The sequence below is a fragment of the Desulfonatronospira thiodismutans ASO3-1 genome, from assembly GCF_000174435.1.
Lineage (GTDB): Bacteria > Desulfobacterota > Desulfovibrionia > Desulfovibrionales > Desulfonatronovibrionaceae > Desulfonatronospira > Desulfonatronospira thiodismutans.
The window spans coordinates 1312528-1328126 of the sequence record NZ_ACJN02000001.1; the positions used below are offsets into that span (position 1 = coordinate 1312528).

Annotated in this window: 11 protein-coding genes; 2 read left to right on the plus strand and 9 right to left on the minus strand. The window is 54.5% G+C overall.

Annotation, left to right across the window (positions count from 1 at the left end; translation table 11 throughout):
* Positions 1-88: 88 nt before the first annotated feature.
* The 3 genes from DTHIO_RS06050 to DTHIO_RS06060 are packed head-to-tail and all read right to left on the minus strand — an operon-like array spanning position 89 to position 4792.
* Positions 89-3220, minus strand: a complete 3132-nt coding sequence (locus tag DTHIO_RS06050; protein ID WP_008869459.1) for an efflux RND transporter permease subunit — start codon at positions 3218-3220, stop codon at positions 89-91.
* A complete protein-coding gene (locus DTHIO_RS06055; RefSeq protein ID WP_008869460.1) occupies positions 3220-4428 on the minus strand; it encodes an efflux RND transporter periplasmic adaptor subunit in 1209 nt (402 codons plus the stop codon). Before DTHIO_RS06055 ends, DTHIO_RS06050 begins: the two co-directional genes overlap by 1 nt.
* A gap of 58 nt (positions 4429-4486) precedes the next feature.
* On the minus strand, positions 4487-4792 hold the full coding sequence (locus DTHIO_RS06060; protein ID WP_008869461.1) for a hypothetical protein: 306 nt from the start codon (positions 4790-4792) through the stop codon (positions 4487-4489).
* Positions 4793-5109: 317 nt separating this feature from the next.
* Here DTHIO_RS06060 and DTHIO_RS06065 point away from each other — a divergent pair, with 317 nt between their 5' ends.
* Positions 5110-6651 carry a sigma-54 interaction domain-containing protein gene (locus DTHIO_RS06065; protein WP_008869462.1) on the plus strand — a complete coding sequence of 514 codons (1542 nt, stop codon included), beginning with the start codon at positions 5110-5112 and terminating at the stop codon, positions 6649-6651.
* A 252-nt stretch (positions 6652-6903) separates the two neighbouring features.
* Positions 6904-8028 (plus strand): DUF362 domain-containing protein, encoded by a 1125-nt coding sequence (locus tag DTHIO_RS06070; RefSeq protein ID WP_008869463.1) that lies wholly within the window; start codon positions 6904-6906, stop codon positions 8026-8028.
* 700 nt (positions 8029-8728) lie between these two features.
* On the opposite strand, the gene DTHIO_RS06075 is transcribed toward DTHIO_RS06070, so the two are convergent.
* The 6 genes from DTHIO_RS06075 to DTHIO_RS06100 all read right to left on the minus strand — a co-directional run bounded on the left by DTHIO_RS06075 (position 8729) and on the right by DTHIO_RS06100 (position 15491).
* Positions 8729-10159, minus strand: a complete 1431-nt coding sequence (locus DTHIO_RS06075; RefSeq protein WP_008869464.1) for a S1 RNA-binding domain-containing protein — start codon at positions 10157-10159, stop codon at positions 8729-8731.
* Between the two features lie 537 nt (positions 10160-10696).
* Positions 10697-11758 carry an SO_0444 family Cu/Zn efflux transporter gene (locus tag DTHIO_RS06080; RefSeq protein ID WP_008869465.1) on the minus strand — a complete coding sequence of 354 codons (1062 nt, stop codon included), beginning with the start codon at positions 11756-11758 and terminating at the stop codon, positions 10697-10699.
* Between the two features lie 31 nt (positions 11759-11789).
* Positions 11790-12395, minus strand: a complete 606-nt coding sequence (gene recR, locus DTHIO_RS06085; RefSeq protein WP_008869466.1) for a recombination mediator RecR — start codon at positions 12393-12395, stop codon at positions 11790-11792.
* A gap of 31 nt (positions 12396-12426) precedes the next feature.
* Positions 12427-12729 (minus strand): YbaB/EbfC family nucleoid-associated protein, encoded by a 303-nt coding sequence (locus DTHIO_RS06090; protein ID WP_008869467.1) that lies wholly within the window; start codon positions 12727-12729, stop codon positions 12427-12429.
* A gap of 14 nt (positions 12730-12743) precedes the next feature.
* Positions 12744-14429, minus strand: coding sequence for a DNA polymerase III subunit gamma/tau (dnaX, locus tag DTHIO_RS06095; RefSeq protein WP_008869468.1), 1686 nt, complete (start codon positions 14427-14429; stop codon positions 12744-12746).
* Between the two features lie 138 nt (positions 14430-14567).
* Entirely contained in the window at positions 14568-15491 is a 924-nt protein-coding gene (locus DTHIO_RS06100; RefSeq protein ID WP_008869469.1) for a branched-chain amino acid transaminase, read from the minus strand.
* Positions 15492-15599: the final 108 nt, after the last annotated feature.

A 15599-nucleotide genomic window follows, 5' to 3' on the forward strand; every position in this document is an offset into this window, starting at 1 on the left:
CTATTGAAAATAAATCCCGATGTCAGGTTACTACTGACTACTGGCCACTGACTACTGCGACTGGAAATATGACTTTTTGCAGTCGCATCTACCTTTTATCCCGGAACATTTTGCGGTTGTGAAAGTAAAAGGAGACATCGTCCATGAGCTTGTAAAAAAGAGGCACGAACAAAATGGCCACAGTGCTGGCCAGGAGCATGCCTCCCACCACCACGGTTCCGATCACCTGGCGGCTGGCCGCTCCAGCGCCTGTGGCGAAGACCAGGGGCAAAACTCCGATAATAAAGGTCATGGCGGTCATGACGATGGGCCTGAAGCGCTGTCTGGCTGCGCTCAAGGCTGCTTCGGTGGAGTTCATGCCTTCGTTTTCCCGGTTCTGGGCGGCAAAGGCAACTATCAGGATGGCATTCTTGGCAGCCAGACCTATGAGCACCAGAAGCCCCACCTGGAAATAAATGTCATTGGGAAATCCCCTGAGCATGGCGGCCAGAGAGGCACCAAGCACCCCGAAGGGGACCGCGGAAGCCACGGCCAGGGGCAGGGTCCAGCGTTCGTACTGGGCGGCCAGGATCAATACCACCATGACCAGACCCAGCCCGAAAGCCGTGCCTCCCGCACCGGCGGCAACATCGAGCTGGAAGGCCTCTCCGATCCAGCCCAGGCTTGTCTCTCCATTCCCGATTATCTTTTCCGCCACTTCTTCCACCGCCTCCTTGGCTTCGCCGGTGGTGTAGCCCGGTGCTGCGTCAGCCATTAGCCTTGCTGCGCTGTTGACATTGTACCGGTTGATTACATCGGGTCCCACGTCCCGCTCCAGGGAGACCAGGGAGGTCAGGGGCAGCATCTGACCATGCTCAGAACGTACAAACACCTTGCTCAGGTCCTCGGGCCGGCTCCTGAAATCCTTTTCCGACTGCAGGTTCACCTGCCAGTTGCGGTCCTGCATGGTAAAATCACCTACATACAGGGTCCCGAAAGTACTCTGCATGGTTTCATATACCTGATTTACGGGGACCCCCATGTCCCTGGACTTTTCACGGTCCAGATCCGCCCGGTAATTGGGTATGTCTGTTTCCAAGGTGGTCCTGGCATTGACCAGTTCCGGCCGCTCGTTGGCTGCAGCCATGAGTTCCCAGGCCATGGCCTCCAGCTCCTCAACATCCATGTCACCGCGCACTTCCAGATAGCCTTCAACTCCCCCGGCCAGGGAAAGGCCGACAATGGGCGGAGGGACAAAGGCCAGGATATTCGCCTCCTGGATCTCCTGCCCCATACCCATGACCTTTTCGGTCATGGACTGGGCATCCTGTCCCGGTTCCTGGCGTTCATCCCAGTGAGTCAGATTCACAAACCCCATGCCCATATGGGAACGCAGGGCCATATCAAAAATATCCACCCCGGCTATCCCGGTAAAACTTTCAACCTCTTCCATCTCCATCAGGCCGTCCATAACCTTGTCCCTGGCCTGCTCAGTACGGGAAAGGGAAGAGGCAGCCGGCAGTTCCATGGCCATTATAAAGCCGCCCTGGTCCTCCTGGGGGATAAGTCCTGGAGCCATCCTGGTCACAGCATAAACTGTGGCCCCGGTAAACACTGCAAAGAGAAGGACACCAACCGCTGCATGCCGCACCATCTTGCTCACCACCCAGACATAAGCACTGGTCTGCATTTCAAATGCCCTGTTGAACCAGACAAAGGGCCTTGGCAGCCGACCGCGCTGTCTGTCCAGGAGCAGGGCGCACATGGCCGGAGTCAGGGTCAGGGCCACTACGCCCGAGACCACCACGGACACGGCAATGGTCACAGCAAACTGGCGGTAGAGCTCCCCGGTCATGCCGCCCAGAAAGGCGGAAGGGGCAAACACGGCCACCAGAACCAGGGTGGAGGCAAGTACCGCTCCAGCCACCTGCTTCATGGTTTCTATGGAAGCCTCCCTGGCCTTGAGACTTCTTTCCCGCATGAGCCTTTCCACGTTTTCCATGACAATAATGGCGTTATCCACTACTATGCCGATGGACAGCACCAGCCCGAATAGGGTGAGCAGGTTTACGGAAAAACCCATGGCCAGCATGCCGGCAAAGGTGCCTATGATGGACACCGGTATGGCGGTTACAGGAATAAGCGTGGCCCGCAGGCGCTGCAGAAAGATGAAGGTAACCAGAACCACCAGGGCCATGGCTATAAGCAGGGTAATCAGCACTTCCTGGATGGAGGCCTCAATAAATTCGGTAACGTCGTAGCCCATGGTATAGTCTAAGCCTTCGGGAAAGTGCACTGACATTTCCTCCAGGGCTTCGTTTACCACTTCAGCGGTTTCCATGGCATTGGCCCCTGGTGCCAGAAAGACCCCCATCCCCACTGCCTGCTGACCATTATATTCAGCCGAGAATCCGTAGCGCTGCGGACCCAGCTCAGCCCTGGCCACATCCCCCAGGCGCAGGGTACTCACGTTTTTCCCGGAGCGCAGGATGATATCCTCGTACTCCTCCGGCTCTGCAAGCATTTCGTCGGTGCTCACGGAGTAAGTAAAATCCACCCCTGCAGGAGCAGGGTCAGCCCCAATCCGGCCAGCTGCGTAATGCGCACTCTGCTCCCGGATGGCATCCGCCAGGTCCGACGGGGTAAGGTCGTGACGGGCCAGTTTGTCCGGGTCCTGCCAGATGCGCATGGAGTAGTCCTCGGGGGCGAATACCGAGGCCTCGCCCACACCGGGCAGGCGGTTGAGTTCTTCCAGGACGTTCATAATGGCGTAATTGGCGATAAAAAGGCTGTCCCGGCTCTCATCCGGGGAATATAGGACCGGCACCATGAGGATATTGGTGGATCTGTCCTCGGCACGTACCCCCTGGTCGCGCACCGCCTGGGGCAGCCTTGGCAGGGCGGCCTCCACCCGGTTGTTTACGTTCACCGAGGCCATATCCGGGTCAGTACCCATTTCAAAGGTGACCACTATCTGCAGTGTGCCGTCATCTGTGGTTGTGGACTCCATGTAGAGCATATCGTCCACACCGTTTATCTCCTGCTCCAGGGGCGCTGCCACCGCTTCCGCCACAACCTCTGCGCTGGCTCCGGGATAACTGGCGTTTACCACTACTTCCGGGGGAACCACTTCCGGATATTGCTCCACCGGCAAAACGCGCAGGGCTGTTGTCCCGGCCAGGACTATGATAATGGAGATGACCGAGGCGAAAATGGGGCGGTTGATAAAAAATCTGAGCATTACTTCGTCTCCGGATTTTCTGCAGGCCGGGCCTGGACCTGTTCTCCGTCCTCCAGGGCCACCTGGCCGTTGACCACCACCCTGTCCTTCTCCTGCAGTCCCTCAAAGACCGCCCAGCCGTCCTCAAGTACAGGGCCGAGCCTTACATGGCGCACCTGGGCCACGTTGTCCTCATCCAGAACAAAGACCATGGGACCTTCCTGATCCTGCCCTACAGCACTTTCCGGCACAAGAAAGACATCCTCCAGGTTCTGCAGCAGAAGACGCACACGCACAAACTGTCCGGGCATGAGTTCCTGGTCCGGATTGGCAAAAACAGCCCTGTAGGCAACCTCACCGGTATCCGGATCCACAGTACTGGCTGTAAAGTCCACAACACCTTTATGCGGATATTTTTGATCTCTGTCGGGCATAAGCCTGGCCAGAAGAACATCCAGACCTTCCCGGCCTACCCTGGCCCCTTCCAGGAGCGATTTCGGGGGGAGAGCTTCTTCCGGACCGGCTTGTGCAGCCATTCTTCTAGCCACGGCTTCTTCCTGGGGAATGGAAAAGCGAACATGCACCGGATCATTCCGGGTCATGGTGGTCAAGAGATCTCCCCAGCTTAAAAGATTACCTTCAGAGACATCCTCCATGCCGGTAATTCCGTCCACCGGGGCGCTGACCCTGGTGTAGCGCAGGTTGCGGCGGGCGTCTTCTACATTGGCCTCTGCCCTGCTCACAGCGGCTCCTGCCAGTTGATACTCGGTCCTGGCCTCGTCTCTGGTCTGCTCACTTACAGTGCCCTGCTCATACAGCCTGGAGTACCTTTTCCAGTCTCTTCTGGCATGATCATATCCGGCCCGGGCGTCTTCCAGATCCGCCCTGGCCTGGCGAAGAGCTATCTCAAAGGGTTCCTGGTCAATGACAAAAAGTTCGTCTCCCTTGCTAACTACTTCACCTTCCTGGTAAAGCTTCTCTTCCAGGATGCCCTCTACCCTGGATCTAACCTGAACGGTGCTGGAACCGTGCACCCGGGCCGGATACTGCCTGAATACCTGCACATCCGTCTTGTGTACTTCCTGGTAACTAACCTTTGAGGGAGGAGCTTCCTGCTGCTCCGACTGTTCAGGGTTGTCGCCGTTGCAGGCGCTAAGGCCTGTTATAAGCAGCACTGCCATGAAGACTGCATGGTATTTAAAAATGCGCATAAATCTGCGGGATGGCATCCATTCCTCCGTAGTGTTCCGGGCAGGAAAAGCCGGCCGGCTTTTATTTGCCCCTGATTTATCTGCTGCCGATTGTCTGTCTTTTTCTGGCCTGATCCAGAGTCCATGCCGAATGAGCAACCCACCCAAACCTGGAAAGACACTCGACTATGCTCAGGCCTTCCGTGGAATAAGTCTGTCCACCGGGCCTTTCTTCCCATGTCAGCAGGATGACAATCTCTGTCTCCCAGTCCCTGCGCAAGAAAATGCTCACTGACTCCAGTCTGTCGCTGGCACCCGGTGAAATTTCCCTGGCCTTGTCCAGGGCTTTTTTCCTGCACTTATCATTGTATGCATGCACATGTATAATTTCCGTGTAGGACATAAAAAACTCGCTTCCTCCGGGCGGACCCTGCTTGAGTAATCATTCAGTAGGTGCCGGTAATCACAAACGAGCAAAATGAAAGCATGAAAAATGCCATAAAAAATATCCTTTAAAATCAGCAAGATTTGAATATAAAAAAGCATCAGCAGTCATATTTGACCAGAATGTTTTGTCATATTTGACTTTCCACCTGCATGCTGTCACATTTGACCAGCAGCCAGGCTCGAAGCCGCCTGTCCTGTATCAATGAGCCGATGTCCACAGCGCTATTGTGCAGGCCTCTCATATTGAACATTTACAAAACCCGGGATCAACCCATGGATCAAAACATTTTTTTCCGCGAAGCCACCATGCGCATATGCGGCAGCCTTGATCTGCAAAAAGCCATGCAGAACACCCTGGAATTTATCAGCAGCTACATTCCGGCAGACGCCCTGAATATCGGTCTTATAGATCCGGAACCAGGAGTCGCCCGCAGCGTTGTGCATATTTCACCGGATGACTGGCCTGAAAGCAGGTCCACAGTATCCATGCCTCAAAACATTGTTTCTAAGTTCACCAGGGAATGGGAATCAAAGCCCGGCTTTAGAATCCTCAATGACATTTCCCTGGAAGAGCCGGCGGTGCAGGAACTTATCCGGGCCTTCTGGCCCGAGGATGTTTCCCTGCTGCGCACTGACCTGGCCCTGGAATCCAGGCGCATGGGCCTCCTTCTCCTGGTGGCTGAAGGCAAAAACAGATATACCAAAGAACATGCCCGCATCATGAGCAGCCTGAACAAGCCTTTTTCCGTGGCCCTGGCCAATGCCCTGCAATACGAAGAGGCTATCCAGCTTAAAAACATGCTTGAGGACTACAACCGGGACCTGCGAAGTGAGCTGAGCGGCCTGAGCGCAGACAACAGGATCGTGGGTGCAGAATTCGGCCTGAGGCAAGTCATGCGCATGGTACGCCAGGTTGCCCCCCTGGAAAGCCCTGTGCTGCTGCAGGGCGAGACCGGGACAGGCAAGGAGATTTTTGCCAATGCCCTGCACGCGGCATCTCTCAGGTCGGACGGGCCATTTATAAAGGTAAACTGCGGCGGACTGCCGGAGTCCCTTGTAGACAGCGAGCTTTTCGGACATGAAAAAGGGGCGTTTACCGGTGCTATATCCAGAAACAGGGGCAGATTTGAGCGGGCGGACAAGGGGACCATTTTCCTGGATGAGATAGGTGAACTTCCCTTAAACATCCAGGCCAAGCTATTAAGAGTCCTGCAGCAAAACGAAATAGAACGTGTTGGAGGATCACGGACCATCCCGGTGGATGTCCGGATAATCAGCGCCACTCATCGCAACCTGGAACAGATGGTGCAACGGGGTGAGTTCAGGGAAGATCTCTGGTTCAGGCTGAATGTATTTCCCATAATGATTCCGCCCCTGCGGCAGCGTCCCCAGGACCTGCCCGCCCTTCTGGATCATCTTGTATCCAGAAAATGCAGGGAGATGAAAATCACCAGGGAAATCCGCATACCTTCCGGGACAATGGACAGGCTGAAAAAGCGGGCCTGGCCGGGCAATGTCCGTGAACTGCAGAACCTGGTGGAACGCACACTGATTCAGGCCCATGCAGACAACCCGGACTCCGCAGTCCTGAACCTGGACCTTGCCGTCAGCGGGCAAAAAAGCATCGAGACAAACTTAGAAACCAGCGGCAACACACAGGTACTCACCTTTGAAGAGGCGGCTGCCCGCCATATAAAAAAGGCCCTGGAAGTTGCCCGGGGCAAGATTACCGGCCCGGGCGGAGCAGCGGAAATTCTGGGCCTCAATCCCAGTACGTTGAGGGGCAAAATGCGCAAACTGAATATCAGTCCATGATCCCGGCACCTGCTCCAGGGCTCCGGGGACCAGCCCGGCAGGCCACCTGCCCCGGGTCGATACATCTGCAGCCTTGTCATGGAAAACAAAATGAACCACAGAAAAAGCTTGCGTATTCACGGCCAAACATGCCTATACCAAAAACAGGCCTGACCGGCTCTTCTTCAAAGGGTCAGTGCCCTGACATGGCCAATAAAATAATACAGAAAGGAAAACGGTCCAAACCCTTATCCTGCCGGGACCAGGTGACTAATGGGACTTAAGAATTCATTGCAGCGGGTTTATATCTGCAGCGCAGCCTATGATGACCGCCTGGATGAAGTGGTGGAAAAAATCCTGGAGGTCTTTCCCCGGGAAAGAAAAGACAGGCTTATACTGGTCAAACCCAATATCCTGGGGCCCCACGCACCGGAAAAAGCTGTCACCACCCATCCCATGCTGGTAAAAAGCGTGGTCCGGGTCCTTGAGAAAAAAGGAGCCCGGGTTATTGTCGGCGACAATCCCGGCATGGGGGGATACGGCAAGGCTTTGCACTCGGCCCGCAAATGCGGCGTGCTTGAATGCGCCGGCCAATGTTTTGTCAACCTGGGACACAATCCGGTTCGAAAAGATATCCATTCAAAATATTTCAGTCAGGCCACCATATCCAGGGAAGTCCTGGAAGCAGACGAGGTCATTAACCTGCCCAAACTCAAGACCCATTCTTTGACAGTACTCACCGGGGCGGTAAAAAACACATTCGGCTACGTTGTGGGGGCAGACAAAATGTACCTGCATGCAAGCTGTCCTTCAGCAGCAGATTTTGCCCGGGGCCTTCTGGACATTTACCAGGTACGCCCACCGGAACTGAACATCATGGATGCAGTGCTGGCCATGCAGGGCAACGGGCCTTCCAACGGCACCCCGGTTTATCTGAACCGGATTCTGGCCTCGGACAATGCTGTCAGCCTGGATGCAGCTGCGACTCACATGCTGGGCATCAGACCTTCCCAGGTGCCGCACCTGGATTTTGCAGGCAAAATGGGACTTGGAGAAACAGACCCGGAAAAAATGAATATAAAAGGGTCCCTGGAAAAAATCCCTGGCTTTAAGTTTCCCGGGACGTTTATCCCCGGAATAACAGGGCTCGTGTTGAATCGCTACCTTTCCAGGTGGGCCAACTGCCTGCCTGAAGTAGTCAGCTCCAGGTGCATCTCCTGCGGGATCTGTGCCGGGCACTGTCCAGTGGGCGCAATGAGCATGTCTTCCAGCGGACCGGTGCTGGACAGGGACAAATGCATCAACTGCTACTGCTGTCAGGAAATGTGCCCTGAAGACGCCATCAGGCTTTCAGGCAGGTTTTTGCGTTTGCTTGGAAGAGGCTCTCGCCGGGAGTGAAACGCAATTAGAACGAATCACCCCCGGCCTTAAGAAGTATGGGAGTATGGGCGTATGGGAGTATGGAAGTATGGGAGTAAAGGAGTCAAAATATCCTTACGCCCATACTCCCATACACCCATACTTTCTTCCTAAGGCGGGCCATGCCCGCAACCCAATAAATAAAAGAGTTTTTTGACAGGATTAACAGGATTAAGAGATTGATTAAGAGAAAAACATTTTTGTCCTGGCCGGAAGCCAGGCCAAAAGGTAATCACTCCAGCACTCACTTTTTTCCGGCACTCATGAAGAAGAAAGTGAGTGCTGGATGGTAAATTCAGTCAGCGGCATCAGGCCGGTGGCTGATTATCCTATCCATCCTGTTAATCCTGTCTAAGTTTCTTGTTTTTTATGACCCCGGTGAAATGAAGGAAATTTCACGGGGCAGGCAAGGTTTCAGGAGTAAGTCACTAAAAGGACACAAGCTCGGAAGCTGCTAACCTTTGTAACTGTTCACCATGATAATTGGTTTTATCGGGGTCGGGGTCGGTATCGGGGTCGGTATCGAAGCTGTTGGAGAACGCCCCACGCAACTTTGTTTTTCGGTTTTCTATCGAACCTCTCCGAGCTGTAGGCTCTCCGAGCCGGAAAGCCGATACCGATACCGACCCCGACACCGATGGCCAGAACAAGAGTACACACAAAATGTGCTGAACAGCTACTAACCTTTTTTCTTTTCCATGGCCTTTTTCAGTTCCAGTCCCAGGGAGCCAAGACCGTTATCCCGGGCAGGGGCATAGGACTGCCATTCTTCGGACTGCACTGAATCAGCCGGCTGCAGGGATATGCGCCGGTTTGCCTCGTCCACTGATTCTACAGCCACATTCACCCTGTCTCCCGGTTTTTTATTTGTCAGGGACGAATCCTGGTTCTGATGAAGGATGGAGCGGGGTACAAGACCCACTACCCCTGGTTCCAGGGCCACCAGCATGCCGAAATCCTCCTGCTTTTCCATCTTTCCTTCAACCAGGGTGCCTTTTTCGTAGCGGGTGGAGACTCCTTCCCATGGATCTCCCTGAGCGTCGCGCATACTCAAGGATATCCGTCTTTCAAGGGAGTCTATCCCTTTGACCTTTACCCGGACTTTCTGTCCGGGCTGCACCTCTTCCTCTGGCTTGCTGACTCTTTTCAGGTAGCTCATTTCGCTCACATGAACCAGGCCTTCAAGACCTGGAGAGATTTCAACAAAAGCCCCAAAGGGTGCGACTCTGGTCACCACACCCTCGACCACGCTTCCGGGCTCAAAATTTTCAGTGATGCTCTCCCATGGATCTGCCTGAGCCTGCTTCATGGACAGGCCGATTCGAACCTGGCCCTTGTCCTTTTCTTCTATACCCAAAAGATGCACTGATACTGTATCACCCACTGAAACAATCTCCTCTGGAGCAAGACTTCTGGACCAGCTCATCTCGCTTATATGCACCAGGCCCTCAAGACCCGGGGCAACCTCTACAAATACTCCGTAAGGTTCAACCCTGGTCACTGTGCCCTGGAGAACATCCCCGGGCTTATAGTTCCTGGAAAATTCGTGCAGGGACTCAGCCTGTTCTTTGTCCTTTAATGCCCTTCTGGACACGACAATATTCCGGCCATTGGCCTCCACCCTGCTCACGAGAAAGGTCATGCTCTCCCCCACCAGGCTCTGGGAGTCCTCAACCATGCGATTGTCCATCTGGCTCATGGGACAGAAGGCGAGGTGATTGCCCATGACCTGAACCCTGAAACCGCCTTTGCAGGTCTCCTTGACTTTGCCCTGTACCGGTATCTCCTGCTCCATGGCCTGCATAAGCTGCTGCACGCCACCATGAGCGCCGAAAGAAGAGGCCAGCCTGATTTCGCCCTGATGCCTGGAAACCACGAACAGCTCTACTGAATCCCCTTCTTCAAGGGCAAGGTTGCCCTCACTGTCCAGAAGATCCTCCCTGTCTGCAACACCGTCGGTCTTGGTGCCGGTATCAACATATACATGATCCTTGCCGATGCTGATTATCTTTCCCCTGACCCTGTCTCCAGGCTCAAGCTCCGGGCCGGACTCCATTTCCGACTCAGCCAGCATGCGGGCAAAACTCTGTTCCTCGTCTCTTTCTTCCATGACAGTCATTCTCCTGATGGGTATAGTTTAAATTCATAAACGGATGTAACTGTTAACCATCTGATACAATTGGTCAATCCAAGCGAACCGCTGATATACAGGGTCCGGGGGCTTTGCAAACTGGGTCCCGCACTTACTTTTTCTACGTCTGCCCAGTTTTCAAATCAATATTTGCCAAAAAGTAAGTGCGGGATCTGAACGACGTAGGAAGCGTTGATCAAAACCGTAAAACACCGAACTTGATTCAAAGCAGGCTAAAGGAAATATCCTGGTTATTATATCCGTGTATAGGTTTTGATTTACGCTTCCTTGGTGCTCGCCCTGTTAAACACCGCATAGCGGTCCTGCTTCGCAGGGTTTAACAGGGTGAAGTTTTTACGTCCTGTTTGCAAAGTCCCCGGACCCTGGTGCATAGTTACAAACGGATGAACAAGCAACCGCGTTGCTAAAATAATCCCTGCACAAAATCAACAGGCAGTTTGCCTGACAACCACTTCAGCAGCCGCGTCCATAAAAACAATCCGTGGCATCCCCGGCTTATCTGCGACGGAAAATGCCCCCTTTCGACTTAAAGACCGTAACAGCCGTCAAAAGCACCAGAACCACCAGGCCGGTCCATTCCAGCCAGACTGGAAGAAGATCCCTGGCTGCCCCTTTCTGGACTGCCATATCTATCCCGGCCAGAACGACAAGATGGTCCATGCCCAGGCCAAGCAAGACAGTGGTCAGCACAATTCCGGCAACATAACAGGCCAGAACCCGGCTGCCCATCTCCCGGCGGAGCACCCCCAGGGTGGACAGACTGGTGATGGGTACGGCCAGCAAAAAGACCAGTACCGTCCCAGGGGAGACTCCGGCCATGAGCATGCCGGCGCTGATGGGAGTCGCCGCCGCCGCGCAGATATACATGGGCATCCCGGCCACGGCCATGACAAGCATGGCCCACACACCACTGCCGTAATCAGCCAGAGCCTGAGGAGGAACAAAGGTAATGAGCATACCGGCAATGACCAGGCCAAGGAGAATCCAGGCGATTATATCCCGGAACAGATCATAAAAGACATAGCGCATCCCGGCTTTTATGCCCACGGCCAGAGGCTCACTGGGGATTATGGTAGAACCTCCGGCACACCCGGTCCCGGTTGAACTGCAGGAGCAACCGTCCTCCCCTGCCTCCGCCGGAGCAGACTCAATAGAACATGGGGGCCTGACAAGTGATACCAGCAACCCGGTGACAACGCCTGTAACAACCGCCCCCAGAGCCCTGGCCAGGGTCATTACAGGACCCAGCAGGGCATAGGTAATGGCCAGGGAATCAGCCCCGACACCCGGGGTGCTGATCAAAAAGGCAGTGGTGGGGCCGCGCCCCGCCCCGCCGCGGTACATGGCAAGGGCCGTGGGGATAGCTCCGCAGGAACAAAGAGGCAATGGTGCTCCCATCAACGCCGCCCTGGCAACAGCACCTGGACCGCTTCCCCCCACCCAGCGCTGCAGGGTGCTCTCCGGAATCAGGGCCTTGATCAGGCCGGCGGTAAAAAGGCCCAGCAGAAGCCATGGAGCAGCAGCAAGTGAGATGGAGAGAATGTTTTGAAGAATCATTAAGAAGAAAATGAGGTCAGGGTACCCCGCCTTAGATATTCTGCCTGAAGCGCATGGACTGCTTCAGGGTCTCCTTGTCCATGAACTTTAGATCCGACCCCAGGGGTATCCCCTGGGCCAGACGGGTGACCCGTACATGTGGATATTCCTTTTCCACCATGTTTTTGATATAAGATCCGGTGGTTTCAGCTTCAAGAGTGGTACCCAGGGCCAGGATAATTTCACTGGTCTGTCCACTTTGCAGATTCTCACGCAGCTTGTCCAGCTCTAAGGAATCGGGACGCACCCCGTCCAGGGGAGACAAAAGCCCCCCCAGCACCAGGTAGCGCCCCTTGAAAAACCCCGATTCTTCCATGACCAGCAGGCTGTCCCATTCGGATACCAGGCAGAGCTTGTCCTGCTCCCGCATGGCATCGGAGCATATGGAGCACGGATCTGTATCCGCCAGGGCCGCACACTGGGAACAGATACATAATTGATCCCGGAGATCAGTTATGCTCTGCCCCAGCCCCCTGGTCTTGTCTTCCGGCCATTTAAGAAGGGTCATGGCCATGCGCAGCGCACTCTTGGGACCTATTCCCGGCAGGTCTGAAAGACGGTCCACAAGAAGCTGCATTGATCTGGGCAACTTTTGCACAGTGTTTTCCTTGTCGGCTTGATGAGTGGACTTAGAACAGTCCCGGAATCTTCATGCCCCCGGTAAGCTGGGACATTTCACCCTGGACCATCTCCCGGGCTCTTTTCAGGGCGTCGTTGGTTGCGGCCAGGATAAGATCCTGCAGCATTTCCACGTCCTCGGGATCCACCACGTCTTTTTCAATCCGTACTTCCAGGACTTCCTGTCCCCCATTCACCTTTACCGTGACCATGCCTCCGCCGGCGGATGCCTCCACCTCCCGGGCATTCAGCTCTTCCTGCATCTTGGCCATTTTCTTCTGCATCATCTGGGCCTGTTTTACCAAATCCTGCATGTTTTGTTTTCTCCTTATGAGTTGGGTTTGTCGTTGTTTCTGCTTATATCCATTATCCGGGCATCAAATGCATCCATTAATCTTTGCACCCCCGGATGATTGCGCGCCTTTTCCTCTGGTGAAGCATCAAAAATCTCTGGGGCTGCTCCAGCTTGAAAAACCACCTGCATTTCTCTGCCGAAAAAACTGCCAGTCAGGGTGGACAGTTTTTTTTCGCGGCCGTTTCTTAGCAGAGCGGACCGAACATACTCTTCTTCCGGTTTAAGAGTCAGCTGATCTTTGTCAATACTGGCGCTGCATTGCTTGAGCATCCTGGCCAGAGTCATATCATCGCGGCAATGCTCCCGGCAGTAATCCAGAAAACCGTCCCAGTCTTTTTCTGTCCCGGGCGGCTTTTCTTCTTGAACCTCAGCTTTATCCTCCCCCCTGTCCTGGAATTCCTGGAAATTTTCAGTTACTACCTCAGGTTCCCCGGGAGAGCTGGATGTTTTATATTCATTATTGAGGCTTTTTTTTTCCCCGCCTGCAGGATATTTTTTTTCTGCCGTGTTCTGCCTGGTCTCTCCCCGGGGCTGCGGCTCCGGGGCATACCCGGAAACAGGAATAAGCTCTGGCAGATAAGCCAGATTGTAAAGCATGAGTTCCAGGCTGATTCCCGGTTCGTAACTGCCCAGTATGCTTTTGCGGCTTTCCAGGACCATCTGCCACCCGGCATGAATGGTTGAGGCCGCAAACATGCCGGCCATTTCCCGCCACTTTTCAACCTCTTCCGCCGGCAGGTCCAGGACTTTTCCAGCCTCCTGACCACCCTGGGAAAGAAGAAACATATTACGCCAGCACTGGGCCATTTCCTGCAGGAAAAAACCAAGATCCAGACCCTGTTCCAGGAGATAATTGACCATCTCGTGCAGCCGGACCAGGTCCTGATCCAGGATATGCTGCATCAGGCGCAGAAAAAGCTCCTGATCCGCAAGTCCCAGGACCCGGCGGACATCCGCGGTCTTCAGCCCCTCGTCTCCCAGGGCCAGCACCTGGCCCAGCATGGACATGCTGTCCCGGACACTGCCGGATCCGCGGCGCGTCAAAAGATGCACTGCTTCCTTTTCGTAGGATACCCCTTCGGTGTCCAGGACAAAGCAAAGATGCGCAAAAAGCTCGCCGTGGGTCAGGCGTTTGAAAACATAATGCTGGCACCTGCTGATCACTGTGGCCGGAAACTTTTCCGGAGCAGTAGTGGCCATGATGAATACACAGTGGGCTGGGGGTTCTTCCAGGGTCTTGAGCAGGGCGTTGAACGCCGATGTGGACAGCATATGGGCCTCGTCAATAATGACCACCTTGTACCTGCCGCTCATGGGAGAATAGGCCACATCCTCGCGCAGCTTGCGTACGTTGTCCACGCCGGTATGCGAAGCAGCATCTATTTCCCATACATCCGGTGAAGCACCCCTGGTTATCTGCTCGCAGCTTGAACACTGGTTGCAGGGCTCAGGGGCAGGCCCATTGTAGCAGTTTATGGCTTTGGACAAAATCCGGGCCAGGGTGGTCTTGCCCACCCCCCTGGTGCCGCTGAACAGATAGGCGTGGGAAGGCCTGTCCTGCCCCGCCGCCCGGGACAGAATGCTCTTGATGAAATCCTGTCCCGCCACCTGGGCGAAATTCTGCGGTCTATATCTGGCTGTAAGTCCTGCCTTGGCCATATCAATCTTCCCGGTTTAAAGCCTGCCTGTCAGGCCTGAATCAAATCCCTGCCCTGCCTTCCGGCACTTTCTCCCCATCTTCCCCTCTTCCTTATTCCTCATTCCGCATTCCGCATTCATCATTTCTTCTTTCCATACCTATATCTCATAGTCATACAGCCATTCAGCGTACTTCATGTTTTCCCCGCGGACTATCTTGAAGTATTCGCTCTGGAAAAGCAGGGTGTTGGGTCCGGCCTTGCCCTGACCGATGGTCCTGCGGTCCACTTCCCTGATGGGGGTGACTTCTGCCGCGGTACCGCAGAAAAAGGCCTCATCAGCCATGTAAAGCTCATCACGGGTAAAACGCTGCTCTGTTACTTCATACCCCATGTCCCGGGCCATGGTAATTATGGAATCCCTGGTAATGCCCCCCAGGATGGAACCCAGGGGTGGAGTCTTGAGCTTGCCGTGCTTGACCAGGAAAATGTTTTCTCCGGTGGCCTCGGATACGTATCCGTCCACATCCAGCATCAGGGCCTCGTCATATCCGTCAGCTTTGGCCTCTCTTTTGGCCAGCACCGAGTTGACATAGTTGCCCGCCACCTTGGCCTTGGTCATCATGACATTTACATGGTGCCGGGTAAAGCTTGATGTCCTGACCCGGATGCCGCTTTGCAGGGCGTCCTCTCCAAGATAAGTACCCCAGGGCCAGGTGGCTATAATGACCCTGATGGAATTTTCCCCGGGATGTACTCCCATGGCCCCGTCCCCTATGAAGGCCAGGGGCCGGATATATCCCTGGTCCATTTTGTTGGCCTTGAGGGTGTCGACTATGGCCTGACAGATTGCCTCCTCTGTAAAGGGAATTTCCATTTCCACTGTCCTGGCGGAATTAAAAAGCCGCTCCACATGTTCTTCCAGGCGAAAAAGGGCTGAAGTGCCGTCTTTGCACTTGTAGCTTCGGATGCCCTCAAAAACCCCCACTCCGTAATGCAGTGTGTGCGTTAGCACGTGCACCCTGGCCTCGTCCCACGGCACCAGTTGCCCGTCAAACCAGATATTCTCGGTCTTCTGAATCATATCTCCCCCTTGATTTCATTTATTTATCGGCAGAGGCAGGCCTTGCCTCACGCATTGGCTTACTTCCAACCCCGCATAATCTAAAGCGGGCTTTGCCCGCAACCCAAT

Coding starts and splice junctions, on each gene's coding strand:
- DTHIO_RS06050 (WP_008869459.1), bottom strand. CDS start 3,220: ATGCTCAGATTTTTTATCAACCGCCCCATTTTCGCCTCGGTCATCTCC.
- DTHIO_RS06055 (WP_008869460.1), bottom strand. CDS start 4,428: ATGCCATCCCGCAGATTTATGCGCATTTTTAAATACCATGCAGTCTTC.
- DTHIO_RS06060 (WP_008869461.1), bottom strand. CDS start 4,792: ATGTCCTACACGGAAATTATACATGTGCATGCATACAATGATAAGTGC.
- DTHIO_RS06065 (WP_008869462.1), top strand. CDS start 5,110: ATGGATCAAAACATTTTTTTCCGCGAAGCCACCATGCGCATATGCGGC.
- DTHIO_RS06070 (WP_008869463.1), top strand. CDS start 6,904: ATGGGACTTAAGAATTCATTGCAGCGGGTTTATATCTGCAGCGCAGCC.
- DTHIO_RS06075 (WP_008869464.1), bottom strand. CDS start 10,159: ATGGAAGAAAGAGACGAGGAACAGAGTTTTGCCCGCATGCTGGCTGAG.
- DTHIO_RS06080 (WP_008869465.1), bottom strand. CDS start 11,758: ATGATTCTTCAAAACATTCTCTCCATCTCACTTGCTGCTGCTCCATGG.
- DTHIO_RS06090 (WP_008869467.1), bottom strand. CDS start 12,729: ATGCAGGATTTGGTAAAACAGGCCCAGATGATGCAGAAGAAAATGGCC.
- dnaX (WP_008869468.1), bottom strand. CDS start 14,429: ATGGCCAAGGCAGGACTTACAGCCAGATATAGACCGCAGAATTTCGCC.
- DTHIO_RS06100 (WP_008869469.1), bottom strand. CDS start 15,491: ATGATTCAGAAGACCGAGAATATCTGGTTTGACGGGCAACTGGTGCCG.